This window comes from Microbacterium sp. CCNWLW41 (assembly GCF_037083505.1).
In genome coordinates this window covers 220309-244125 of sequence record NZ_JBAOJP010000008.1, presented here as the reverse complement: position 1 = coordinate 244125, position 23817 = coordinate 220309, and the positions used below count along the sequence as shown (strand labels likewise).

19 protein-coding genes are annotated in these 23817 nt (G+C 73.7%); 8 read left to right on the top strand and 11 right to left on the bottom strand.

Annotated features, from left to right (window positions below):
• Positions 1 to 105: 105 nt before the first annotated feature.
• The 3 genes from V6R91_RS25715 to mtrA are packed head-to-tail and all read right to left on the bottom strand — an operon-like array spanning position 106 to position 4181.
• A complete protein-coding gene (locus V6R91_RS25715) occupies positions 106 to 1809 on the bottom strand; it encodes an LpqB family beta-propeller domain-containing protein (protein WP_271062684.1) in 1704 nt (567 codons plus the stop codon).
• Positions 1806 to 3494, bottom strand: a complete 1689-nt coding sequence (mtrB, locus tag V6R91_RS25710; protein ID WP_271062685.1) for an MtrAB system histidine kinase MtrB — start codon at positions 3492 to 3494, stop codon at positions 1806 to 1808. The genes V6R91_RS25715 and mtrB overlap by 4 nt, the downstream gene beginning before the upstream one ends.
• Before the next feature lie 6 nt (positions 3495 to 3500).
• Entirely contained in the window at positions 3501 to 4181 is a 681-nt protein-coding gene (gene mtrA / locus V6R91_RS25705; RefSeq protein ID WP_067250429.1) for an MtrAB system response regulator MtrA, read from the bottom strand.
• 189 nt (positions 4182 to 4370) lie between these two features.
• Here mtrA and V6R91_RS25700 point away from each other — a divergent pair, with 189 nt between their 5' ends.
• From V6R91_RS25700 to V6R91_RS25680, 5 genes are all read left to right on the top strand, one after another.
• On the top strand, positions 4371 to 5765 hold the full coding sequence (locus V6R91_RS25700; protein ID WP_336397584.1) for a hypothetical protein: 1395 nt from the start codon (positions 4371 to 4373) through the stop codon (positions 5763 to 5765).
• Positions 5762 to 6403 carry a DUF4129 domain-containing protein gene (locus V6R91_RS25695; RefSeq protein WP_336397583.1) on the top strand — a complete coding sequence of 214 codons (642 nt, stop codon included), beginning with the start codon at positions 5762 to 5764 and terminating at the stop codon, positions 6401 to 6403. The genes V6R91_RS25700 and V6R91_RS25695 overlap by 4 nt, the downstream gene beginning before the upstream one ends.
• Positions 6400 to 7602: a DUF4350 domain-containing protein gene (locus V6R91_RS25690; protein WP_336397582.1), complete on the top strand. Its 1203-nt coding sequence runs from the start codon at positions 6400 to 6402 to the stop codon at positions 7600 to 7602. The genes V6R91_RS25695 and V6R91_RS25690 overlap by 4 nt, the downstream gene beginning before the upstream one ends.
• Before the next feature lie 152 nt (positions 7603 to 7754).
• Positions 7755 to 8678, top strand: a complete 924-nt coding sequence (locus V6R91_RS25685) for an AAA family ATPase (protein ID WP_067250832.1) — start codon at positions 7755 to 7757, stop codon at positions 8676 to 8678.
• Positions 8679 to 9986, top strand: a complete 1308-nt coding sequence (locus V6R91_RS25680) for a DUF58 domain-containing protein (RefSeq protein ID WP_336397581.1) — start codon at positions 8679 to 8681, stop codon at positions 9984 to 9986.
• Between the two features lie 142 nt (positions 9987 to 10128).
• On the opposite strand, the gene katG is transcribed toward V6R91_RS25680, so the two are convergent.
• Positions 10129 to 12390, bottom strand: coding sequence for a catalase/peroxidase HPI (gene katG, locus V6R91_RS25675; RefSeq protein WP_336397580.1), 2262 nt, complete (start codon positions 12388 to 12390; stop codon positions 10129 to 10131).
• Positions 12391 to 12473: 83 nt separating this feature from the next.
• Positions 12474 to 12917, bottom strand: a complete 444-nt coding sequence (locus V6R91_RS25670; protein WP_336397579.1) for a Fur family transcriptional regulator — start codon at positions 12915 to 12917, stop codon at positions 12474 to 12476.
• A 181-nt stretch (positions 12918 to 13098) separates the two neighbouring features.
• Here V6R91_RS25670 and V6R91_RS25665 point away from each other — a divergent pair, with 181 nt between their 5' ends.
• The gene (locus tag V6R91_RS25665; protein WP_336397578.1) at positions 13099 to 13869 is read left to right on the top strand and encodes an aquaporin; all 771 of its coding nucleotides are present in this window, start codon (positions 13099 to 13101) and stop codon (positions 13867 to 13869) included.
• A 56-nt stretch (positions 13870 to 13925) separates the two neighbouring features.
• Here V6R91_RS25665 and V6R91_RS25660 read toward each other — a convergent pair whose 3' ends face one another.
• The gene (locus tag V6R91_RS25660; RefSeq protein ID WP_067250019.1) at positions 13926 to 14918 is read right to left on the bottom strand and encodes a stage II sporulation protein M; all 993 of its coding nucleotides are present in this window, start codon (positions 14916 to 14918) and stop codon (positions 13926 to 13928) included.
• Between the two features lie 300 nt (positions 14919 to 15218).
• On the opposite strand from V6R91_RS25660, the gene V6R91_RS25655 reads away from it, so the two are divergent.
• Positions 15219 to 16043, top strand: a complete 825-nt coding sequence (locus V6R91_RS25655) for an RDD family protein (protein ID WP_336397577.1) — start codon at positions 15219 to 15221, stop codon at positions 16041 to 16043.
• A gap of 36 nt (positions 16044 to 16079) precedes the next feature.
• On the opposite strand, the gene ahcY is transcribed toward V6R91_RS25655, so the two are convergent.
• Positions 16080 to 17528 (bottom strand): adenosylhomocysteinase, encoded by a 1449-nt coding sequence (ahcY, locus tag V6R91_RS25650; protein ID WP_336397576.1) that lies wholly within the window; start codon positions 17526 to 17528, stop codon positions 16080 to 16082.
• A gap of 57 nt (positions 17529 to 17585) precedes the next feature.
• Positions 17586 to 17792, bottom strand: coding sequence for a DUF3499 family protein (locus V6R91_RS25645; protein WP_067250009.1), 207 nt, complete (start codon positions 17790 to 17792; stop codon positions 17586 to 17588).
• A 177-nt stretch (positions 17793 to 17969) separates the two neighbouring features.
• Here V6R91_RS25645 and V6R91_RS25640 point away from each other — a divergent pair, with 177 nt between their 5' ends.
• Complete coding sequence (locus tag V6R91_RS25640; protein ID WP_174522562.1) at positions 17970 to 18410, top strand: hypothetical protein; 441 nt, start codon at positions 17970 to 17972, stop codon at positions 18408 to 18410.
• Between the two features lie 55 nt (positions 18411 to 18465).
• On the opposite strand, the gene V6R91_RS25635 is transcribed toward V6R91_RS25640, so the two are convergent.
• The 3 genes from V6R91_RS25635 to V6R91_RS25625 form a co-directional block, all read right to left on the bottom strand.
• Positions 18466 to 19860 carry a DUF5719 family protein gene (locus tag V6R91_RS25635; RefSeq protein ID WP_336397575.1) on the bottom strand — a complete coding sequence of 465 codons (1395 nt, stop codon included), beginning with the start codon at positions 19858 to 19860 and terminating at the stop codon, positions 18466 to 18468.
• Positions 19857 to 23249, bottom strand: a complete 3393-nt coding sequence (locus V6R91_RS25630) for a glycosyltransferase (protein ID WP_336397574.1) — start codon at positions 23247 to 23249, stop codon at positions 19857 to 19859. Before V6R91_RS25630 ends, V6R91_RS25635 begins: the two co-directional genes overlap by 4 nt.
• 129 nt (positions 23250 to 23378) lie before the next feature.
• Positions 23379 to 23699 (bottom strand): WhiB family transcriptional regulator, encoded by a 321-nt coding sequence (locus tag V6R91_RS25625; protein ID WP_067246627.1) that lies wholly within the window; start codon positions 23697 to 23699, stop codon positions 23379 to 23381.
• Positions 23700 to 23817 lie beyond the last annotated feature (118 nt).

The following is a 23817-nucleotide window of genomic DNA, read 5'->3' as shown; positions in this document are numbered from 1 at the left end:
GGCACCCTGCCGCAGCGGACCGCGCCGCGGGGACGCCCGCTCCGATCTGTGAGCCGTCCGTCGCCGGTCAGGACGGTGCAGGACGAGCCCGCGCCCACCCGCGGATCACGGGCTGTCGATCTGGGTCGCCAGCACCTGCACGCCGGCGCGCTCCGAGGACCAGGTCGTGCCGCTGCGCATCCACAGCGCACCGTCGTCCCCGCGCAGCCGCACGTTCGAGACAGGAGCAGCGGGCGCCACCGCCTGCGCGGCCACCGGCGTGTCCGTCGCCGTCGACGGCCCGCCGACCATCTGCTCGATGAGCTCCGGCCGCCCGTCGTCCTCGGCCAAGATGCCCAGCGTCCGGTCGTCGAGCCAGACCAGGTCGCGGACCTCGCCGGACACCCGCCCCGCGACGAAGTACGGCCGTCCGACGCCCGTCGGCTCCCCCTTCGCGTCGCGTTCGATGCCGGCGACCTCGATCCGCACCTGGGAGCCGACGGAGAGAGCCACGGCCACCCGGGCCCCGTCCCGGCTCACCGCCAGGGCGGAGATGCCCTGGGCGTCCTCGAACGCCGACAGCGGATGGGAGACCACCCCGGGCGACCAGACCTGCACGCCGCCCGGGCTGGTGCGGGGCACGGTCCACGTGAACCCGTACGGATCCAGCGACGGTCTGATGAGGCCGGGGCGGCTGTCCAGCTCGTCCACCTGTTCGCCCGACACCGCGTACACGCGGCCGCCGGTCGTCTGCACGATCGCCCGGGACGCCGCGCCGCTCGCCGTGATGGACGAGATCGGCTCGGGGAACCGTGCGATCGGCCCGGAGACACCGTCGATCGGCGACACCTCGCTCCCGGACAGGTAGCCGAAACCGTCCTCCGTCAGGACGAGGGGGCGCGTGTCCACCGTGGTCGACGAGAAGGGCGCCGCCGAGGTGCCCAGCTCGGTGCCGTTCACCGTCAGGCGCACCTGGAGCACGCCGACCGCGGCCAGGCTCCGCTCGAGCTGCGTCCGCATCCGTGCGAGCGTGACGTCGTCGACGCCGAGCGCCGCCTGGCTCAGGTCCACCTCGGCGATCTGCGCGTCGACGGAGACCGTCTCCCGGCCGAGCTCCACGTCGCCGGTGAACGCCGTGCGCACCGACTCCACGAGCCAGGGACTGGGGGCTCCCGCCACCAGGGCCTGGACGATGCGCGACGCGGTGTTCTTGCGCTTGGGGAACCACCGCACGTCCGGCACCAGGTAGGTCCAGGTCGCGTCGAAGTAGACGACCGGGTACGGCCGGAGGACGTCCTCGGCGGCGAAGGTCCGCGCGTCCAGCAGGATCCCGTCCGGCGCCCGGGCGATGCGCCACTGCCCCGCGTCGTCCTTCTTCAGCTCGTAGGAGACCTCCGCCGCGCCGGAGGCGACCGTGTAGGAGCCGTTCTGATCGATGGTCGCCGACTGCTGGATGGCGAGCCGGACGCTTGTCTCGTCCGTGTCCGCCTCGGGGGTCGGTCCCGCGTAGCGGCGCTCCGCGGACGCGTCGATGGTCACGCCGGCGTTCGGCTTCCAGCTCTCCTGGAACGGGCCGATGAGGAAGCTGCGGGCGACGTCCCAGTTGTCGGCGGGGTTCGCGGCGGCATCGATGAAACCGCGCACGATCTGCTCGGGATCGGCGCCGTCCGAGGGCCCGCGGGCGAGGTAGGTCAGATCCGACTCGTCCGACGCACCGTCGCCCGAGTTCCCCGGCCGCACCTCGCCGGTCGTCGGGAGCGATGCGCACGCGGCCAGGCTCAGGGCCAGCAGCGCGACGACGGCGGAGCGGATGACGCGTCCGACGCTCATGAGTCCTCCTTCCCCGGCGCGGCGGACGACGGCGGCTCCGCACGCGGCACCACGATCGGCTCGGTGACGACACCGAGATCCACCAGGCTCGTCTGGGGCTCCAGGGGGACCGGCGAGGGGCCGTCCAGCGTGCGGCCGTGCCGCGGCAGGGTGAGCACGAAGTTGGTCCCCACGCCCCGTTCCGACCACACGGCCAGCGTCCCGCCGTGCAGACGGGCGTCCCCGAGCGCGATGGACAGGCCGAGCCCCGTACCGCCGATCGTGCGCTGTCGCGAAGGGTCCGCACGCCAGAACCGATCGAACACCCGCGCGGCGTCCGCCGGCGCCATGCCCATCCCCGAGTCCTGCACGCCGACGGCGACCGCGTGCTGGTTGCTGTCCACCGTGATCACCACCGGCCGGCCTTCGCCGTGCTCGATGGCGTTGCCGATGAGGTTGCGCAGCACCCGGCGGACCCGCCGCGGATCCATGTCGACCGGCGTGTGACCGCCCGGTGCCACGAAGCGCAGCTCCGTCCCGTGGCCGGCGGCGAGCGGGCGCAGCTCCTCGGTCATGTCCTCGGCCAGGTGCGCGAGGCTGGTCGCCTCCGTCTCCAACTGCACGGACCCGGCGTCGTAGCGGCTGATCTCGAGCAGGTCCGCGAGGAGGGTGTCGAAGCGCTGCACCTGGGTGTGCAGCAGCTCCACGGTCCGGCCCGTCGTCGGGTCGAAGTCCGCGCGCTGGTCGTTGAGGATGTCGGCCGCGAGGCGGATCGTGGTCAGCGGCGTGCGCAGCTCGTGCGAGACGTCGGACACGAAGCGCTGCTGGACCAGCGAGAGCTCGCTGAGCTCCTTGATCTGCGCCTCGATGCTCTCGGCCATCGCGTTGAACGATCGCCCGAGCGTGGCGAGCTCGTCGTCGCCGCGCACCGGGAGGCGCACGGCCAGCTCCCCCGCCGCCAGCCGGGCGCTGGTCTCCGCGGCCTCCGTCACCGGCTGGACCACCGACCGCAGCGCCACCCAGGCGATCGCGGCGATGAGGGCGACGAGGACGATCCCCGCCACCCACAGCACGCTCTGCACGAGCTGGAGGGTCTGCGCGGTGTCGGCGAGGTCGTACGCGATGTAGAGCTCGTACGCGCCCGCCCCGGGCAGCGTCAGGAGCTGCCCGACGACGATCCCGGCGTGCGCGGGCCCCTCCCCGTCCTCCAGGGCCACGGGCTGCCACCACTGCGTGTCCGCGTGCTCGATCACCGCCCGCTGGAGCTGCGGCGAGATCAGCGACTCCGTCATTCCCCGCTGGTACCCGGGCGGCGCCGTCAGCGACGGTGCGTCGTCGACGCGGCGGATCGTGATCATGTCCGACGAGGAGAACGTGCCCAGTCGCTCGATCGCGTCGCGCATGAGGCCGTCCAGAGCGGAGCGCTCTCCCTGGGCGTCACCGGAGTTCAGCACGGACTGCGCGGAGGCGGTCGCTCGCTGCGCGTCGTCCAGCACCTGGGCCTTGCGCGCCTCCCAGAGGTTGTTCTGGATGGCCAGGGCCATCGCCACGCAGGTCACCAGGATCGCCACCGAGGTCAGGGCGAGCGTGACCACCAGCGTGCGGAACCGCAGCGAACTGCCCCAGAGCGCGGCGAGCGCCTGCGGCCAGCCCCTCCAGTCGCGCACGATCGCGGAGCCGGAGACCGGGGACGATGCGGGCGGCACGATGGCCTAGCCCGCGCTCCCGGCCCGGTAGCCGACGCCGCGCACGGTCATGACGATACGGGGGTTGTCGGGGTCGAGCTCGACCTTCGCGCGCAGCCGCTGCACGTGCACGTTGACCAGCCGGGTGTCGGCCTTGTAGTGGTATCCCCAGACCTGTTCCAGCAGCATCTCGCGGGAGAAGACCTGCTGCGGCTTGGAGGCAAGGGCCACGAGGAGCTGGAACTCCAACGGCGTCAGCGCGATCGGGTCCGTCCCGCGGCGCACCTCGTGCGCGTCGACGTCGATCGTGAGATCCCCGATGCGCAGCACGTCCGTGCTCGACTGGGGCGTCGGACGGAGGCGAGTGCGGATCCGGGCGACGAGCTCCTTCGGATTGAACGGCTTGATGATGTAGTCGTCGGCGCCGACCTCGAGCCCGCGGACCACGTCGGCCGTGTCGCTGCGCGCGGTGAGCATGATGATCGGGACACCGGACTCCGCCCGGATGCGGGTGCAGATCTCGATCCCGTCCATGCCCGGGAGCATGAGGTCCAGCAGCACGAGGTCGGGACGCTGGGTCCGCCACTCCTCCACGGCACGGGCGCCGTCCGCGCAGAAGACCGGTTCGAAGCCCTCGGTGCGCAGCACGATACCGATCATCTCGGCGAGAGCCGTGTCGTCGTCGACCACGAGGATGCGTGAGGTCATGGTGCCCAGTCGTCTTTCGTCGCTCGAATGCAGGCGCGGACGATCCACGGCGCCCCCGCATGGGCACCAGCGTACTTCACCGCCGCGCGACGGACGGGGAGGCCCGGTGGCGGGTCGCCCGTGGCCCCGGGGCCCGCCGGAGCCGGGTGTGACACGATGGACGCAGATCCACGACCTCCGGAGGAGCACGTGAGCGGACCGACCTGGACACCCGCCCCCCGCCCGGGGCTGATCCCGCTGCACCCGCTGGGCTTCGGCACCCTCCTGGGGAAGGCCTTCGCCGCCCTGCGCCACAACCCCAAGGTGCTGTTCGGTTTCGCGGTGGTCGTCCAGCTCGTCGTCGTGATCGTCACCGCGGCCCTGCTCGGCGCCGTCATGGTCGGCGCCTTCTCCCGGCTGAACACCCTCCGCCAGGGCTCCGACGAGTTCCTCACGATCCTCATCGGCTCGACGGCCCTCGTGGCCGTGGCCGGGATCGCGATCAGCCTCGGGTCCGTCGCCTTCTCGGCTCTCGTCCAGGGCGTCGTCGCCTCCGACGTGGCGGCCGCTGTGCTCGGCGACAAGGCGACGCTCGGGGCCCTGTGGCGCCGCGTGCGTCCCGTCGCATGGCGGCTCATCGGATACGCCCTGCTCCTGGGCGTCGCCGTCTCCGCGCTCCTGCTGCTCCTGGCCGCCGTCACGTTCGGCGGGATCGGCGCCCTGGGCGGGTACTCGGAGGCGTCCCTGGCGATCGCGACGGTCGTCGCGATCCTCGCCTTCCTCGGCGCGCTCCCCCTCGGGATCTGGCTGAACACGAAGCTGCTGCTCGTGCCGAGCGTCCTCGTGCTGGAGCGGGCGACGATCCGCGGCGCGATCGTGCGGTCGTGGCGGCTGACCCGAGGACGGTTCTGGGTCGCCTTCGGGGTGACGGCGCTGATCGGGCTCATCATGGGCCTGGCGGCGCAGGTCGTCGGCATGCCGGCCTCCATGCTCAGCTCCCTGTTCATCCCCGTGATCGCGCCCACCGGGACCAACGACGCCTCCGCCATCGCGGGGTTCGTGCTGGCGATGCTCGTGCCGCAGCTGCTGATCATCGTGATCCAGGCGATCGCCGCGGTCGTCCAGGCCACCGGCGCCACGCTGGTCTACCTGGACTGCCGGATGCGGCACGAGGGCCTGGACCAGGACCTGCTCGCGGCCGTGGAGCGGCGTCAGGCCGGGCAGGACCTCGGCTCCGACCCGTTCGCCGTCGACCCGTCGCGCGCCGTGACCGCCGAGTACCGGCCGCTGCAGAAGACGGTGTGGGACTCCGCCGCCGCCCCCTATCCCGGGCCCGCCCCCTTCCCTGCGGGTACCCCGTACCCGCCCGCGCCCGGCTCCGTCCCGCCCGGGTCGTACCCGCCCGCGCCCGGGTCTTTCGCACCGTCCGGGTCGTCCGTCCCGCCGTACGCGACGCCGGCACCGCCGGCCGCCGCCCCCGCGCCGGCTGCACCGCCCGCCGCCCCCGCACCGCCGGTGGCCCCTCTGCCGCCGACCGACGACAGCCCCTGGGCGCCGCGGGACGGCGAGCGTCGCTGGACGGCTCCGGGATCCGACGGCGCATGAGCCGGATGCACCTGCAGATCCCGCTCATCCCCGACGGGGACGAGGCCCAGCGCTGGGCGGAGCAGGAGCTCTCGCGACCCGAGTACGCCGAGGCACGGCCGACGCTGTTCGACCAGTGGGCCCGCGCCGTGGCGGAGTTCCTTGCGGACCTGTTCACTCCGCAGGGCGGCGCGAACCTCGGCCCTGTGGCGTTGACACTCGTCTGCGTCGTCGTCGTCGCCGCGCTCGTCATCGTCCTCATCCTCTGGGGCCGTCCGCGACGGTCTTTCGCCCGCCGCGCCGCCACGGACCTCCTCGGCAGCAGGGACGCCCGCTCCGCCGCGGAGCTGCGCGCGGACGCCGAGCGCAGCGCTCGCGCGGGAGACTGGGACGAGGCCGTCGTCCTCGGGTACCGGGCGCTCGCCCGCTCACTGCAGGAGCGCGACCTCATCGCGCCCGCGCCCGGTGCGACGGCGCAGACGATCGCCCGGGAGGCGACGGTCGCGTTCCCGGAGGAGGCCGAAGCGCTGCGGCGGGCGGCCGAGTCCTTCGACGACGTGCGGTATCTCCGTCACCCCGGCACGTCCGAGCGGTACCGCGACCTCGCGGACACCGACGCACGCCTCCTGGCGGCGCGGCCGGAGCTGGTTGCCGTATGAGCACCGCGCAGGACAGCACGACGCAGGACGCCTCGACGGCGTCGACGGTCGTCCGCACGCGCGGCGGCGTCTCCCGCGCGCTCGCGTGGATCCTGATCGTCCTCGTCCTCCTCGGCGTGGCGGTGGTCGCGCTCCAGGTGGCGGCGCAGCGCCCCGGGCTGCGCACGGGATTCGACCCCGAGGGCAACGGCCCCGGCGGCACCCGTGCGCTGGCGGAGATCCTCCGCGCTCAGGGGGTGGAGGTCGACGTGGTCCGCAGTCGTATCGAGGCCGCGCGGACGATGGACGAGCGCTCGACGCTCGTCCTGGCCGATCCGTACGCGCTCTCCGACGACGCCGTGCGGACGCTGATCGGCGAGGCGGACGACGTCGTGATGCTCACCGGCAGCGCCCGCATGCTGCGCATCCTCGGGCTCGGCGACTACGCCGCAGGGAGCGCGTCCGGCCCGCTGACGGCCTCGTGCGACCTGCCGGAGTTCGCCCGGGTCGGCGAGATCGAGCCGGGTCAGCTCTTCCGGCCCGCGGACGGGGTCACCGCCTGCTTCGCAGACGATTCCGGGGCGGCCGTCCTCGTGGCCGACGAGGGCGACCGCCGCCGCGCGATCGTCGACGGCTCGCGCCTGCTCACCAACGAGCGCCTCGCGGAGAAGGGCAACGCTGCGTTGGGCCTGGCCCTCCTCGGTCAGCACGAGCGCGTCGTCTGGTACGTCCCCTCGTTCGGCGACACCGACCTCGAACCCGGCGACGCGGAGGCCACCCTGGCCGAGCTGACACCGGGATGGGTGACCCCGGCGATCCTCACCCTCCTCGTCGCCGCGATCGTGACCGGCGTCTGGCGGGGCCGCCGCTTCGGCCCCCTCGTGGCGGAGACCCTCCCGGTGACCGTCCGCGCTTCCGAGACCATGCACGGGCGGGCGCGCCTCACCGCGCACGCCGCGGACGCCGGGCACGCCGCCCAGGCGCTGCGTGCGGGCACCATCGGACGCCTCGCCGCACGGCTGGCCATGCCCGCCGCCGATCCCGCCGCCGTCGCCGATGCGGCGGCGGACCGCGTGCAGGCGTCCCGGGACTCCGTGCGCCCGCTGCTGACCGGCCCGGTGCCGAGCACCGATCCCGACCTCATCCTGTTCGCGCGCCGGCTCGCCGCGCTCGAGACCGCGGTCGACGACGTCGTCCGCATCGAAAGGAGCACCCCGTGACCGATCCCCGCGACCCGGCCGCAGCGCCCCCTCCGCCCGCCGCCCCTCCGGCGCCCCCCACACCCGCGCCGGGCCCGGGCGGGACGACGCCGGCGCCGGCGGACACGGCCCCGCAGCCCGCACCCGATCCCGACGCCGGTCTCCGCGAGGCGATGCACCGCGTCCGGCTCGAGGTCGACAAGGCGGTGGTCGGGCAGCCGGGCACCGTGACCGGGCTCCTCGTGGCCCTGCTCGCCCGCGGACACGTGCTGCTCGAGGGTGTGCCCGGCGTCGCGAAGACCCTCGTCGTCCGCGCGTTCTCCCGCGCCCTCGGGCTCGACACCACGCGCGTGCAGTTCACGCCCGACCTCATGCCCGGGGACGTGACCGGATCGCTCGTCTACGACGCCCGATCCGGGGAGTTCGAGTTCCGGCCCGGCCCGGTCTTCACTCACATCCTGCTGGCCGATGAGATCAACCGCACCCCGCCGAAGACCCAGGCCGCCCTGCTGGAGGCCATGGAAGAGCGCCAGGTGTCCTCCGACGGCGGCAGCCGCGCGCTGCCCGACCCGTTCCTCGTGGCCGCGACGCAGAACCCCATCGAGCACGAGGGCACCTACTCCCTTCCGGAGGCGCAGCTCGACCGGTTCCTCATGAAGCTCGTGGTCGGGATGCCCGAGCGCGACGCCGAGGTGTCGGTCCTCCGTCGGCACGCGGACGGCTTCTCGCCGCGGGAGCTCACGGACCTCCGCGCCGTCGTCTCGCGCGACGAGATCGTCGCCGCGCAGCGCGCCGCCGCCCGTGTGGAAGTCACCGACGACGTGCTGGGCTACGTCGTCGATCTGGCCCGCGCCACGCGACAGGCCCCGTCCGTGCAGCTCGGCGCCAGCCCGCGCGCATCCACGGCGCTGCTGGCCGCCGCCAAGGCCTGGGCCTGGCTCAACGGATCGAGCGCGGTCACGCCGGATCATGTGCAGACCATGCTCGTCCCGGTGTGGCGGCACCGGCTCCAGCTCCGACCGGACGCCGAGATGGAAGGAGTGTCGGCCGACGCCGTGCTCTCCTCCGTCGTCCAGCAGACCCGGGTTCCGATCTAGGTGTTCGTCACCGGCCGTCTCGTCCTGCTCGTCGCCCTCGGCGTGGTCCCCGTCGTCCTGCTGGACGTCGCGGGGGTCTCGGCGTGGGTCGCGTTGGCCGGCTGGCTGATCCTCTGCGCCGTGCTCGTCGCCGTCGACGTGCTCGTCGCCACCTCCCCCGCCGCGCTCCGGATCTCCCGTGACGTTCCGGCCCGATTGCGGCTGGGCGAGCCGGCCACGGCGGCCGTATTGGTCCAGAACCCCGGCGCCCGTCGTCTGCGCGGCGTCCTGCGCGACGCCTGGCAGCCGACGGCGGGGGTCTCCGCCGCTCGGATCCCGCTCGACGTCCCGCCCGGGGAACGGCGTCGCCTGCCGGTTGCGCTGCGCCCCCGCCGCCGCGGCGAGCTGGAGAGTGCGTTCGTCGCGGTGCGCTCCGTCGGTCCGCTGGGGCTCGCCGGGCGACAGGCGCGGCACGCCGTGCGCGGCGTCGTGCGGGTCCTTCCCCCGTTCGCGTCCCGCCGTCACCTCCCCTCACGGCTCGCCCGGCTGCGCGAGCTGGACGGGAACACGAGCATCCAGGTGCGCGGTCAGGGCACCGAGTTCGACTCGCTGCGCGAGTACGTCCGCGGCGACGACGTCCGCTCCATCGACTGGCGGGCCACCGCGCGCGCGGGCACGACGATGCTGCGCACCTGGCGGCCCGAGCGCGACCGGCACGTCGTGATCCTCATCGACACCGGCCGCACCTCCGCCGCGCGCGTCGGCGACGGCACCCGGCTGGACGCCGCGTTCGAAGCGACGCTGCTGCTCGCCGCTCTCGCGCAGCGGGCCGGCGACCACGTGCACCTGCTGCTGTTCGACCGGGTCGTGCGGGCCCGGGTGAGCGGGGTGGACGGCCCAGGGCTGCTCCCGGCGCTGACCGACGCCATGGCGCCCGTCCATCCGCGGCTGGTCGACACGGACTGGGGAGCGGCGTTCGCCGCGGTGCGGACGACGACCACACGTCCGTCGCTGATCGTCGTCCTCACCGCGCAGGACGCGCCTGAGAGCGCCCGGAGCTTCCTCGGCGCCTTCCCCGCCCCGTCCCGCGCGATGACCGTGCTCGTCGGATCCGTCACCGACGAATCGGTCGGCGACCTCGCGCGCGCCCGGCAGACCCGCGAGGACGTGTACCTCGCCGCCGCGGCCGAGCGCACCCTCCACGACGCCGCGTCCGTGGCCGACGCCGTGCGCCGCGCCGGCGGCGAACCGCTGGCGGCGGATCCGGAGGCGCTGCCGCCGCGGATCGCCGACCGCTACCTGGAGTTGAAGGCGGCCGGCCGGCTCTGACGTCGAGCGGCGCGTCGCCGGCGTTCGGGGTCCGATTCCGGCCGAATCCCACCCGTACCGCGCCCCGAACCCCGCGAACGCGCCCCGAAACGAGGACGACCCCCGCCCGAGAAGGGCGGGGGTCGTCGTCACCGGACGAGTGTCAGCGCAGGTCGAACCGGTCCAGCTCCGTGACCTTGGCCCAGGCCGCGACGAAGTCGCGCACGAACTTCTCGGCCGCGTCGTCCGAGGCGTAGACCTCGGCGAGCGCGCGCAGCTCCGAGTTCGAGCCGAAGACGAGGTCGACGCGGGTGCCGCGACCGACGAGCTCACCGGAGCCGTCCTTGCGGCCCTCGAACGCGTGGGAGCCCGGGTCCAGAGGCTTCCACGTCGTGCCGAGATCGAGCAGGTTCACGAAGAAGTCGTTCGTGAGCACGCCCGGGCGGTCCGTGAAGACGCCGTACGCGGAGCCGTCCCAGTTCGCACCGAGGACCCGGAGGCCGCCGACGAGCACGGTCATCTCCGGAGCGGTCAGGGTGAGCAGGTTGGCGCGGTCCAGCAGCAGATGCTCGGCGGGGATGCCGGCGACGTTCGACGCCGCGTAGTTGCGGAACCCGTCCGCCATCGGCTCCAGGAAGCGGAACGACTCGACGTCCGTCTGCTCCTGGGACGCGTCCGTGCGACCGGGGTGGAACGGCACCTCGATCTCGACCCCGGCATCCCGCGCCGCCTTCTCCACCGCGGCGTTGCCGGCCAGGACGAGGAGGTCGGCGAGCGACACCCGGACGTCATCCGTCCGCGACGCGTGGAACGCCTCCCGGATCGACTCCAGCGCACCGATCACGCGGGCGACGCGGGCCGGGTCGTTGACCTCCCAGTCCTTCTGCGGCGCGAGGCGGATGCGGGCGCCGTTGGCGCCGCCGCGCTTGTCGCTGCCGCGGAACGAGGCCGCCGCCGCCCACGTCACCGACACGAGGTCGGAGACCGAGAGGCCGGACTCGACGATGCGTCCCTTGAGATCGGCGATCTCGGCGGCGCCGACCAGGGCGTGGTCGACGGCCGGCACGTTGTCCTGCCAGATGAGCTCCTCGGCCGGGACCTCGGCTCCGGCGTAACGGGCCCGCGGGCCCATGTCGCGGTGGGTCAGCTTGAACCACGCGCGGGCGAAGGCGTCCGAGAACGCCTGGGTGTCGTCCTTGAACCGGCGGGAGATCTTGTCGTACTCCGGGTCCATGCGCAGCGCCAGGTCCGTGGTGAGCATCCGCGGCTCCCGGCGGCCGTCGGAGTGTGCGAGCGGGACCATGTCCGCTCCCCCGCCGTTGATCGGGCGCCACTGGTGCGCGCCGGCCGGGCTCTGGAACAGCTCCCACTCGTAGGCGTAGAGGATGTGGAAGAACTCGTTGTCCCAGCGGGTCGGGTGGTAGGTCCACGTGACCTCGAGGCCGGAGGTGATCTGGTCGTCGCCCTTGCCGGTCCCGTGGTTGTTCTTCCAGCCCAGGCCCTGCATCTCCAGCCCTGCGGCCTCGGGGTTGTCCTCCACGTTCTCATCGGACGCGGCGCCGTGGGTCTTGCCGAACGTGTGACCGCCGGCGATGAGGGCGACGGTCTCCTCGTCGTTCATCGCCATGCGGGCGAACGTCTCGCGGATGTCGCGGGCCGCGGCGATCGGGTCCGGATTGCCGTTGGGACCCTCCGGGTTGACGTAGATCAGTCCCATCTGGACGGCGGCGAGAGGACGCTCCAGCTCGCGGTCGCCCGAGTAGCGCTCGTCGCCCAGCCAGGTCGTCTCCGGGCCCCAGTACACGTCGTCGTCCGGCTCCCACGCGTCGACCCGGCCGCCGGCGAAGCCGAAGGTCTCGAAGCCCATGGACTCCAGCGCCACGTTCCCGGCGAGGATCATCAGGTCGCCCCAGCTGAGCGCCTGGCCGTACTTCTTCTTGACCGGCCACAGCAGGCGACGGGCCTTGTCGAGGCCCACGTTGTCCGGCCAGCTGTTCAGGGGGGCGAACCGCTGCTGCCCGGTCCCGCCGCCGCCGCGCCCGTCTGTGACGCGGTAGGTGCCCGCGCTGTGCCAGGCCATGCGGATGATGAGCGGACCGTAGTGGCCGAAGTCGGCGGGCCACCAGTCCTGCGAGACCGTGATGACGTCGTGGATGTCCTTCTTCACCTCGGCGAGGTCGAGCGCCTCGAACGCGGCCCTGTAGTCGAAGCCCGGGTCGAGCGGATTGCGCTCAGCGGTGTTCTTCGCCAGGATCCGGACGTTGAGCTGCTCCGGCCACCACACGCGGTTGGCCGAGCCCATCGTGGGGTGCGGCTGGGCATGCACGACCGGGCATGCGCCCGCGTCGCTCGGCTCGTCCGTCACGGTGACGGACTGGTCGATGTCGGTCGTGTCGTCGGTCCCCGGCGTCTGGAGATCGGTCATGGGTGTCCTTCCCTTGATGGCGGTCGATGAGGTGCGGTGGGGTCGGTGAGGAACGGCCGGAGCCGTTGCGGTATGAGGGGCGGTCAGGCGGGATCGGTCTCCGCAGCGCACGCCGCGCACAGGCCCCAGTAGGTGACCTCGGCGGTCGCGATCCGGTACCCGTGCGTCTCGCTCGGGATCAGGCAGGGCGCATGGCCGGTGGCGCAGTCGACGTCCTCGACGCCCCCGCAACGCGTGCAGATGAGGTGATGGTGGTTGTCGTCCACGCGCAGCTCGAAGAGCATGGGGTGCCCCGCGGGCTCGATGCGTCGCACGATGCCGGCCGCGGCGAAGTCGCCCAGTGCGTTGTAGACCGACTGACGACTCGTGGAAGCCAGCGCCGGGCGCACCCGCTCGTACACGTCCTCCGCACTCGCATGCGGGTGGGCGCGCAGCGCCTCGAAGACCTGGCGACGGGACTCCGTCACACGCAGACCCGCACGCCGGATCGCCGCGTCCGCGACGAGGGGGGCGTGCGTCTCGGTCATGTCCCCAGCCTACCCGTTTCTTTGAACCATTCAAGACAACCCCGGTCCCGGGCGCGTCGCCGCAGCGGCCCGGCCGACAGGCGCTCGCCCCGGCGGCGCGCCTCGGAGCCGGTCGTCGCGGCGCGCGGGATCATCGGGAGAGCGCGACCCCCACCGCCGCTCCGAAAGGACCTCGAGCGCCATGAGCGACACCTCTGTCAGCGTCCCGCCTCCGCCCTACGGCACCCGCCTGGTCGCGGAGGCCTTCGGCACGTTCCTCCTGGTCTTCGGCGGGATCGGGACGGCCCTGTTCGCCTCGACGCGATTCACCGATCCGGCGGCGGGCCCCGGCGTCTACCTGGCCGTCGCGCTCGCTTTCGGCCTGACCGTCGTCGTCGGCGTCTACACGTTCGGGCCGTTGTCCGGCGGCCACTTCAACCCGGCCGTGTCGATCGGCGCCGCCGCGGCGGGCCGCCTGCCGTGGCGGGACGTCGGCGGCTACGTCGTGGCGCAGTTCGTCGGCGGAGCCGTCGCGACGACCGTGCTGACACTCCTGGGCACTTTCGGCCCCGACGGATGGCTCGCCCGGGTGCAGGACGGCGGATTCGCGAGCAACGGCTGGGGCGAGAGATCCCCGGGCGGATTCGGTATGTTCGCCGCGATCACCGCAGAGATCGTCCTCACCGCCGTCTTCCTGTTCGTCGTCCTCGGCACGACCCACCCCCGCCGGGGCACCCCGTTCGCCGGTCTCGCGATCGGGCTCTCGCTGACCCTGATCCACCTCGTCAGCATCCCGATCGACGGCACGTCGGTGAACCCCGCGCGCTCTCTCGCGACGGCGATCTACGGGGGCATCGTCCCCCTGTCGCAGCTGTGGGTCTTCCTCGTCTTCCCGTGCGTCGGAGCCCTCATCGCCGGGTACGCGCACCGCGCGCTGTTCGAGGGACGCGCACCGCACGCGGACCCGGCCTGACCGGAGCGCCGTCGCGCGCCTCGTGGGTTCAGCGGGCGCCGGGCAGCGGGCGCCGCTCAGCCGGCCATGAGCGTCGGCGTCCCGGCCTCGTACTCGACCAGGTCGCCCGTCTCCCCCTGCCGGGCGGCCCGGCGCCCGACGCCGAGCATGTACACGAGGAACACGGCGAGCGCGGCGACGCCGATCCCGATCTTGATCGGCCAGGGAAGCGCCCAGCCCGTGACGAACCCCTCGACGAGCCCCGCCAGCGCCAGCGCGAACACGAGCCCCATCGCGACGGTGGCGAGGGATCGCCCCGCCTCGGCGAGCGCGGCGCCGCGGGTGCGGGCCCCGGGCGCCACCCACGCCCAGAACACGTGGAGACCGGCCGCCGCCGCCACGAAGATGCAGGTGAGCTCCAGCAGCCCGTGCGGCAGGAGGTACAGCACAGCGACGTCGCCGCGGCCGTGAGCCGCGAGGATGGCGATCGCGACTCCCACGTTCATGGCGTTCTGCACGATCGCGTACACGGGCCAGATCCCCGTCACCCCGAAGAGCACGCACTGCGCGGCGATCCACGCGTTGTTGGTCCAGACCATGCCGGCGAACACCGCCGGCGGATTCTCTGTGTAATACCCGGTGAAGTCCTCGTCGGCGTACTGCGCGAGCAGGTCCGGCGGGCCGAGCGCCGCCACGAGGGCGGGGTCGGAGGAGATCCATGCCGCAGTCCCCGCGATGATGACGAGGGCGACGAGCGTGACCGCGAGGGTCGTCCAGCGCAGTCGGTACAGCGCGGCCGGGAGCTGCCGGGCGAAGAAGCGCCCGGTCTGGACGAGGATGTTGTCCGCGGCCCCGGTCAGCCGCAGGCGTGCCCGCGCGAGGATCGTCGACACGTAGGCGCTCTGCGGCGACGTCCCGACCGAGGTCTTCAGATCCGCGAGGTCCGCCGAGGCCGCGCGATAGCGCATGATCAGCTCGTCGACGCCCTCTCCGTCCAGGCGTGCGCGCGTCAGCTCGTCCAAGCGCGCCCACTCGGCGCGGCGGGCATCGGCGAGGGCGTCGGCATCCACCCGACTCACTGTACGCGTCCCGAGAGCGTCGGCATCGTCAGCCCTGTCAGCCGGCGCGGACCGCAGCGGAGAACTCGCACAGCCGCAGCGGGACAGGGATGGCGGCTCCGCGTGAGCGTGTGGTCTCCGGGGGTGCGCGTGGTCCTCTCGTTCGCACGGCATGCGCGCACTACAGCGGCGAGACCCCGGCCCCGGCTCCGCGTGAGCGTGTGGTCTCCGCCGGTGCTCGCGCGGCTCGCGGCGCGACCGCACGGACGTGGGCTTCGCAGGCGACCGGGCCGCGTCTGATTTACTGTCCTCATGTCCGAACCGCAGGCCGCCGTCTCCCGGCCTGCCGACGACGAGGTGCTGTCCGGCGAGGCCGTCGCGATCGACGTGCAGCCGGTCGGCTTCTTCCTCCGGGCCCTCGGCGCGGCGATCGACGTCCTGCTGTCGCTGATCGTGATGGCCGCCTTCCTGTTCCTGCGGCTGTGGCTCGTCTCGGCGCTCGGATTCGACCCCGCCATCGACCGCATCCTCACCGTTCTCATGGCGGTCGTCGCCTTCGTCGTCGTACCCTGCACCATCGAGGTGGTCACCCGCGGGCGCAGCCTCGGGCGACTCGCCGTCGGCGGGCGGATCGTCCGCCTCGACGGCGGTGCGACCGGCTTCCGCCACGCCTTCATCCGTGCGCTCATCGGCGTCCTCGAGATCTACATGACCTTCGGCGCCGTCGCCGTGCTGACCGGCGCGTTCTCCGCCCGCTCGCAGCGCCTGGGCGACCTCGTCGCGGGCACGTACAGCCAGAAGGTGCGCACGCCCCGGCTGCCCGTGCACACGCCGAGCATGCCGCCCGCCCTGGCCGAGTGGGCGCGGGTCGCGGACGTCGCCCGGATGCCCGACCGCCTGGCGCGGCGGATCTCGCAGTTCCTGGAGCACGCCGATCGCCTGCTGCCCGCGGCGCGCGTCCGCGTCGCCCACGAGCTGCTCGCGGAGGCCGCGCCGTACATCTCGCCCCTGCCTTCCGCTCCGGACGAGGTGGTGCTGGTCGCGGCGACCGTCCTGCGCCGGGAACGCGAGACGCGCGCGCTGCGGATCGCGGACGAGCGCGCAGAGCAGCTCACGGGAACGCGCCTGCGCTCCTGACCTCGCCCCGCCGCATCCGCGCCGGCGACCGCTCCGTCAGTAGCGGTAGTCGTCCCGCTTGTACGGACCCTCGACCGACACGCCGATGTACGCGGCCTGCGCGGGCGTGAGCTCGGTCAGGACCGCGCCCAGCGCGTCCAGATGCAGACGGGCCACCTTCTCGTCCAACGCCTTCGGCAGGGTGTACACGCCCAGCGGGTACTGCTCCGGGCGCGTGAAGAGCTCGATCTGGGCGAGCACCTGATTGGTGAACGAGGCGCTCATCACGAACGACGGGTGCCCGGTCGCGTTGCCGAGGTTCATCAGCCGGCCCTCGCTGAGCACGAGGATGCTGCGCCCGGTGGGCAGTCGCCACTCGTGCACCTGCGGCTTGATCTCGACCGCCTCCGCGCCCTCCAGCGCGGCCAGCCCGGCGATGTCGATCTCGTTGTCGAAGTGGCCGACGTTGGCGACGATCGCGAGGTGCTTGAGGGCGAGCATGTCCGCTGTGGTGACCACGTCGCGGTTGCCCGTGCCGGTCACGACGATGTCGACCTGGGGCGCCACGTCCGTCAGGCGCGCCACCTGGAACCCGTCCATCGCGGCCTGGAGCGCGCAGATCGGATCGACCTCGCTGACGAGCACCCGTGCCCCCTGGCCCCGCAGGGCCTCGGCCGCGCCCTTCCCGACGTCTCCGTAGCCGCAGACGAAGGCGACCTTGCCTCCGATGAGGACGTCGGTGGCGCGGTTCAGCCCGTCCGGCATCGAGTGGCGGATCCCGTACTTGTTGTCGAACTTCGACTTCGTGACGGAGTCGTTGACGTTGATCGCGGGGAACAGCAGCTCCCCCGCGGCCTCCAGTTCGTAGAGCCGGTGCACGCCGGTCGTGGTCTCCTCCGTGACGCCGACGATGCCGGCCGCCGCCCTGGTCCACCGCTGAGGATCCGCGTCCAGCGACCGTCGCAGCAGATCCAGGACGATCCGGTACTCCGGCGCGTCGTCGGCGCCGGCCTCGGGCACGGATCCGGCCGCCTCGAACTCGCGCCCCTTGTGGACGAGCAGGGTCGCGTCCCCGCCGTCGTCGAGGATCAGGGTCGGGCCGTCGTGGCCCGTGGCGGACCAGTCGAAGATACGGGCCGTGCAGCCCCAGTACTCCTCGAGGGTCTCCCCCTTCCACGCGAACACGGACACGCCGGCCGGCTCGTCCAGCGTGCCGTCCGGGCCGACCACGACCGCCGCGGCGGCCTCGTCCTGCGTGGAGAAGATGTTGCAGCTGGCCCAGCGGACCTCGGCTCCGAGCGCCACGAGCGTCTCGATGAGCACCGCGGTCTGCACCGTCATGTGCAGGGACCCGGCGATCCGCGCGCCCTTCAGCGGTTGGGACGGCCCGTACTCCGCGCGCAGCGCCATGAGCCCGGGCATCTCGTTCTCGGCGAGCCGGAGCTGGTGGCGGCCTGCCTCGGCCAGGGAGAGATCGGCGACGGCGTACTCGGGCGTGGTCGGCATCCGACCATCATCCCACTCCCCGCCTGCCCGGTGCAGACGGATCGTCACACGCGGATCTCAGGCGCGGAGGGTCTCGTGGCGGACGACGATCCACCCGGCCGGGACCGAGAGCCGGTCGGCGTGGATGGCGCAGAGGTCGTGCGCGTGCGGATCGTTCTCGGCACCCAGCGGACCCAGCGCGGCCATCTGGTCGCCGTAGTCATAGGTGAGCGTGGCCACGGCCTCTCGCGCGCAGCCGACCTTGGAGCAGAGTCGTCCGGACATCGATGCCAGCCTAGGCCCGGTGCCGCCGTGTCTGCGGGACGCCGCGCGGACATCGTCGGTCCTGCCCGCGAGACCCCCTCGTCCCGCCCGGACCCCCTCCCAGATCCGTGTGTGGAAGGGGGTATGGGCGGGCGGAGGGGGTCTCGCCTGGTGCGCTGGCGGACCTAGACTGGCGGCATGCACCGCCGTCGCCCGTCGCGCAACGCCGTCCCGCCCCGTCGGGCCGCGCGTCACGGTCGCCACGGCCGCCTCGGCCGGAGCCCGGTCGTCCGGCCGCCGCTGCCTCCGCTGGACGGTCGCCTGGATCGCTTCGATCTCGCCGTCGGCACCGCGGTCGACTTCCTCCGCTCCACGTGGCCGGAGCTGCGCGACGTGCGCTTCGACATCGCCTCCATGCCGTCCGTCGTCGACGGCGAGCGGGTGCCGCGCTGGCACGTGGACACGCAGCGGCAGCGGATCGTCCTTTATCGGGTGCCGATCGAGCGGCTGCTCGTGCCGGGGCACGACGACGACCTGCACCGGCGGGTGGCGACCGAGGGCGCGGTCTTCCGCGCCGCCGCGGAGTACGCCGGGCGCGATCCGTGGGAGTTCGGCGCGCCGGGACACCCGGACGACTGAGCGCGTCGTCCTGACCGGGCGTCTGAGCGCGTCAGCGGCGTCCGGACGACCCGCCCTAGGGGTAGACGGTGATCTGCGGAGACGTCGCGGTCGCCGGCCACACCGGATAGCCCGCGATCTGCGAGGGCCCTGAGAACGCCACCGCCGCGCGCACCGGCGTCGCGGACGTCATCGTGTACACCTGCTCGCCGTCCACCGCCGAGACCGCGGAGCCGCCCGCGGGCACCTGGACCGTGACCGGGGCGCCCCCGCCGACCGGCTCCAGCGTCACCTCGGCGTCGTCCGATCCGTCGTTGTGCAGGTGCAGCGTCGGCGACGGGCCCTTCGCGACAGCGAAGGCGGTCGTCCCCTCGAGCTCCGGCGCCGGGGTCATCCACGCGAAATCGGCGCCGCCGCCGCGTCCCGTCGTCTGCCAGGCCGCGGCGACCACGGGGGCGCTCGCGTCGATGTCGATGCTGTAGAAGCCGGGCTTCAGCTCGGACATGTCGACCTCGGCGGGCTGCCCCTCCGTGAGCGACACGCTCTTGGGCTCGCCGACCGCCGCGCCGCTGTCCGCCATGCGCGCTTGCAGGGTCACCGTCGCGTCCGACGACGGGGCAAGCAGGCGCACGATCGTCGACGCCCCCTCCCCGTCCGGCGGCAGCACGACGCGCACCCCGAGCAGGGAGACCTCGGTGTCCGGACGAAGGACGCCGTCCTGGACGTCGATCCCGGCCGGGTCCAGCGTGCGGATGAGGCTCGACTGCAGAGCGACACGCACCGGAGCGCCCTCGGCCGTGGCCTGGACGACGGGAGCGGTCTGCCCGGCGGCACCGGAGGCGAGCGGGACCGAGCGCTGCGACCCCGGGGGGATCACGAGCTCGCTCGTCGTGCGCTCCCCCTGCGTGCCGAAGAACCGGAACGTCACCGTGGCGGTGACGTCGCTCGGGTTCGCGACGAGGATGACGTCCCCCGATCCCGTCCCGGCGGCGCCCCCGACGATCCACGACTCCATGCTGGGCGTGCGGCAGGCGGCGGCGGCGTATCCGGACACGTCCGGAGCCGCGATCGCGACCGACTCCGCGGCGGCGGCCTGCGCGGGTTCGCGGTCGACCGGAGGGGCCACGAACATCGGCGCCTCCGTGGTGCCGTCGACATCGGGGATCGCGATGGTGCGTTCCTCGAGCTCGACGCCGTCGACCGCTCCGTGGACGATGCCGGGCGTCCCGGCGGTGGAGAGGCGCCCGGCGTCCTGCGCGTCACGACCGAGGGCGCGGAAGGGGCCTGAGCAGGTGAGCAGCGCGTCTCCGGCGACGGGGGCGACGGAGCGGTGCGCGGGCTCCTGGGCGACGACCGGCCAGGCCGCCGGCACGGCCAGGACGACGCCGGCGACGCACGCGGCGCTGACGACGACGCCCGCGATCACTCGCGCACTGGTGGCGGCGGCTCGCGCGGCGGTGGGGCGGGTCATCGCTTCGGCTCCTCGGTCTCGGCGGCGTTCGCGGGTCGGGCCTCCGGCTCGGCGGCGGGGCCGTCGTGGGCCCCGGCCTGCCCCGGCTCGGGCGAGGCGGACGACGTCGGCTCGGGCGAGGCGGCGCCGTCCGCGGCATCGTCGTCGACGGCATCGTCGTCAGCGGCAGCGTTGTCGACGACCTCGACGACGGCGCCGGGATCGGTGCCGTCGGCGACGCCGGACGTCGTTGCGTCGGACTCGGGGCGGGCTGGACCGGGATCGGTGTCAGGAGCGTGGTCCTCGGGGGTCTGGTCCTGCGCCGTCACGCCCGCGGCGGACGAGCCTGCGGTCTCCGCGGTCGCGCGCCCGGGGGACGCCTCCGGCGCACCGCCGCCCGTCGGCGCATCCGCATCCGCATCCGCATCCGCATCCGCATCCGCATCCGAGGATCCCGGTTGTGCGGGGGCGGCGACGGCCGACTGCTCGTCCCCGGGACCACTCAACGGCGCGGAACCCGTGGCGTCCGCAGCGCCCGGGCGGCGATCCTTCGCCTCCCGCTTGTTCCGCGGGGCGCGCTTCGGGCGCTCCGGCTTCTCCCGGGCCGGCAGCGGTTCACGCTCGGGCACCAGTCCGACCGCGCGGGGCAGGCCGCGCGCGGCGCGGCGGGACGCGCGCGTGGGGATCGCGAGCAGCAGGGCGGCGAGCAGGATGACGAGCTGGACGGTCACCACGAGCTGCGCCATGCTCCGCTCGTGCGCCGGCAGCTCCGCACGCGGTGCCGGAACGGACTCCATCCGCCACAGGGCGCCCTTGTCGGTATTGCCCGCACGGAGGAAGCCCGCGCGCTGGTCGAGCGCGGTCACGGCCTCCAGGCGCAGTGCCCGGGCGGCGTCCGTCTCCTCGCCCGGTGCCGAGTTCAGCAGCACGTAGCGGATCCCCAGCGCGGACAGCTCGCTGGGGGCGTCGAACGCCCGCGAGGACACCAGGTCGACGGCGAGCTCGGACAGATCCCGTCCGCGCGGCTCGGTCGCGGTGCTGAGGAGCGTCGTCTGGGCGCCGAGCGTCTGGCTCGCCCCCCACACCGCCTCGACGCCGAGCCCCCCGGAGGGCTGGGGCGTGAGGACGAGGGTCCCGAGATCCTGGTCGTCGCGCGCCTGGGCGTTGATGAAGGCGGGCAGCGTGCTCTCCGTGGACTTGACGACGTCCGCGGTGCCGCGCGCGACCGCGGTCAGCGACGGGACCGCGCACACGGCGATGGCCGCCGCCGCGACGAGAGCGGAGACCCGTCGCAGCGACGGGAGCGTCACGAGGCTGTCCAGCGTGACGAGCGCCGCGCCGAGCGCGCCCGCCCAGGCCAGGCTGAGCCCCGTCCCCGGCCAGATCGCGACCGGAGCCGACTGGGCGAAGCTCACCGCGACCCCCACCGCGAGGAATGCGGTCGCGAGACCGGCGGCCGCGACGACCACCGAGAGGATGCCGGCACTCCAGCGCGGCGCGATCGGTGCCAGCAGCGCGAGCACCGCCAGCGGAGCGGCGAGCCACAGGGCCCACGGGGCCGCCGTGCCGAGCAGCGCCGCCCAGCCCGCGTCGTCGTTCGTCGGCAGCCCCGCGGCGATCGCGAGGCGACCCGCGGCGTCGGCGCCGGCCTGCGGCAGGGCGACCACCGCGCCCGGGTCGGCGAAGATCGCCCAGGTCTCGCCGTGGAGCAGCTGCCAGAGGACGAGCGGCGCGAAGACGACGACAGCGGGGATGAGGGTCCAGAGCACCCGCACGGCCCCGCGAACCGAGCGTCGTGCCAGGAGGATGACGATCGCGACGAGCCAGAGCAGCACGAGCGCGGGAGCGAGCGACGGCGCGCACGCGAGGACGCCCGCGATCAGCAGCGACGCCGCGCCCGCGGCCCCCCAGGAGCGGTGCGCGACGAGGCCGGCGTGGAAGACCCAGGGCAGGAGCAGGTGGGCGATGACCGCCGCCGGGCGCCCTTGCGCCAGCGCGATGACGAACGGGGGCGAGAGCGCCCACACCGCGGCGGCGAAGATCCGCAGTCCCGCACGGTCGGTCAGCCGGGTGGCCGCGAACCACGCGCCGAGCACGGCGAGCGGCAGCGCGGCGACCCACAGCAGGACGAGCGCGTACGAGGGCGCGCCCGGCCAGAGGGTCCCCAGCAGCGCGACCACCCCGGCGAAGGGATCCGCGGGTCCGAACACCTCGACGCCGAGTCCGCGCTGTCCGTAGGCGGCGTCGCGCCACAGTGCGGCGACCGTCTGACGCAGCGGGAGCAGCGCCCCGCCGCCCAGCGCGGGCCAGGCCAGCAGCGATGCGAACGCGACGACGCTCACGACGAGCGCCGCGAGCACCGCCCACGCTCCGCCGCGGGAGAAGAACCCGAGCTCCTGCACGGCCCCGCCCTCGGAGCCGTGCCCGTCGTCGAGGCGCTGGCGGAACTGCGACCGGCTCATCCGCAGCGGCGCCAGGCTCGCCCAGCTCGCCGCGCGGCCCGCCTTCACGGCGCGGCGGGACTGCGCGACCGCTCCGCCGCTCACCATCGCGAGCGCGGCGGCGCCCCACTCCGGTGCGACCGCGGCCGGTCGCTTGCCGACGAGGTGCGTCACCGAGCGCCACAGCGCCAGGGGAAGCAGGGAGAGCCAGTGCAGCGGCACGGCGGCCGCGGGAGCGTAGACCAGGCGGCGGTGCAGCTGCGCCCGCCGTTCCTCAAAGGCCCTCGCCGCGCTCGTCGCCCTCCCGGGGTCGACGACGGTGGCCACGCGGGCGTCCGCGGTGAGCACGACCCGTCCGCCGGCCAACCGCGCGCGCACGCCGATGTCGAGCCCCTCGTCGGCGCCGCCGAGCCCGGGGTCCGGGCGCAGCGACTCCTGCCGCTCCGCGCGGATGAGCATGCCGCGGACATCCGCTCCGAGCGCGTCGTCCGTGCCGTCGTGCTGCCCCTGGTCGTACTCGCCCGCGGCGGGATCGACCGCGCGGCCGTACCGCGTCATCGTCTGGCCGAAGGAGACGATCCGGTCCGGGTCGTCCGCGCCGACGAGCTTGGGGGCCGCGGCGGCGGCGGACGGCGAGCGCTCCAGCGCTCCGGACAGGCGTTCGAGAGCCGACGGCTCCGGCACGGTGTCGTCCGTCAGGATCCAGACGGCGGATCCCGGCGCGACGCGCGCGGCGGCGAGGCCGACGGCGGCGGCGAGCGTCGCGTTCGCCCGGGTCTCGATCACGGCCTCGGCGGCGCGGGAGACGGCGGCGCTGCCGCGCAGGGGTGCCGAGGATCCGCACACCACGATGGTGAGCGCGGCCGGCGGGAGGGTCTGCGCGGACAGGGCGTCGAGGGTGCGCAGGACCCGCGCGAGGGAGGTCGCGCTCGTTCGGGTGACGAGGATGGCGTGTACTCGGGCAGGCATGACCTGGCCAGCCTAAGCGGGTGTCCGCGCGGGACCCGTACGTGGCCGGGCGCGTCGAGGATTACGCGCCCGGAGGGGCCGGCCGGCGTCGCAGTCCGGCGGCCTTCTGCACGAAGAATTGCGTGATGGTCAGCTCGCGCGGCGCTTGAGCTTCCGGCGCTCGCGTTCGCTGAGCCCGCCCCAGATGCCGAAGCGCTCGTCGTTGTTGAGCGCGTACTCGAGGCACTCGCCCCGGACGTCGCAGGAGGCGCAGATCCGCTTCGCGTCCCGTGTGGATCCGCCCTTCTCCGGGAAGAACGCCTCGGGGTCCGTCTGCGAGCAGAGCGCGTCGGTCTGCCAGGCCAGGGCGTTGTCGTCCCCCTCCGCCGGCGGGCGGCGGACGCCGGGGACGCCGAGGTTGACGGGGTCGACGAACCAGTCCTCGGGAATGTCGGAACGGTAACCCGTCATATTCGCCCTCCCTGTCTGGCCCCCCGGTCGCATCGCGGGCCGCGTGCACCACTAATTACACCCGTGTGATTCGTCATGGTCAAGTCGCGGATCGTAAACCCTCAACCGGGCCTTGAAC

What these genes read in the sequence shown, in the direction of transcription:
- V6R91_RS25655 (WP_336397577.1), top strand. Translation starts at nt 15,219, where the DNA reads ATGTCCGAACCGCAGGCCGCCGTCTCCCGGCCTGCCGACGACGAGGTG.
- V6R91_RS25715 (WP_271062684.1), bottom strand. Translation starts at nt 1,809, where the DNA reads ATGAGCGTCGGACGCGTCATCCGCTCCGCCGTCGTCGCGCTGCTGGCC.
- V6R91_RS25665 (WP_336397578.1), top strand. Translation starts at nt 13,099, where the DNA reads ATGAGCGACACCTCTGTCAGCGTCCCGCCTCCGCCCTACGGCACCCGC.
- V6R91_RS25695 (WP_336397583.1), top strand. Translation starts at nt 5,762, where the DNA reads ATGAGCCGGATGCACCTGCAGATCCCGCTCATCCCCGACGGGGACGAG.
- ahcY (WP_336397576.1), bottom strand. Translation starts at nt 17,528, where the DNA reads ATGCCGACCACGCCCGAGTACGCCGTCGCCGATCTCTCCCTGGCCGAG.
- V6R91_RS25645 (WP_067250009.1), bottom strand. Translation starts at nt 17,792, where the DNA reads ATGTCCGGACGACTCTGCTCCAAGGTCGGCTGCGCGCGAGAGGCCGTG.
- katG (WP_336397580.1), bottom strand. Translation starts at nt 12,390, where the DNA reads ATGACCGATCTCCAGACGCCGGGGACCGACGACACGACCGACATCGAC.
- V6R91_RS25635 (WP_336397575.1), bottom strand. Translation starts at nt 19,860, where the DNA reads ATGACCCGCCCCACCGCCGCGCGAGCCGCCGCCACCAGTGCGCGAGTG.
- V6R91_RS25685 (WP_067250832.1), top strand. Translation starts at nt 7,755, where the DNA reads ATGCACCGCGTCCGGCTCGAGGTCGACAAGGCGGTGGTCGGGCAGCCG.
- V6R91_RS25630 (WP_336397574.1), bottom strand. Translation starts at nt 23,249, where the DNA reads ATGCCTGCCCGAGTACACGCCATCCTCGTCACCCGAACGAGCGCGACC.
- V6R91_RS25690 (WP_336397582.1), top strand. Translation starts at nt 6,400, where the DNA reads ATGAGCACCGCGCAGGACAGCACGACGCAGGACGCCTCGACGGCGTCG.
- V6R91_RS25670 (WP_336397579.1), bottom strand. Translation starts at nt 12,917, where the DNA reads ATGACCGAGACGCACGCCCCCCTCGTCGCGGACGCGGCGATCCGGCGT.
- V6R91_RS25625 (WP_067246627.1), bottom strand. Translation starts at nt 23,699, where the DNA reads ATGACGGGTTACCGTTCCGACATTCCCGAGGACTGGTTCGTCGACCCC.
- mtrA (WP_067250429.1), bottom strand. Translation starts at nt 4,181, where the DNA reads ATGACCTCACGCATCCTCGTGGTCGACGACGACACGGCTCTCGCCGAG.
- V6R91_RS25640 (WP_174522562.1), top strand. Translation starts at nt 17,970, where the DNA reads ATGCACCGCCGTCGCCCGTCGCGCAACGCCGTCCCGCCCCGTCGGGCC.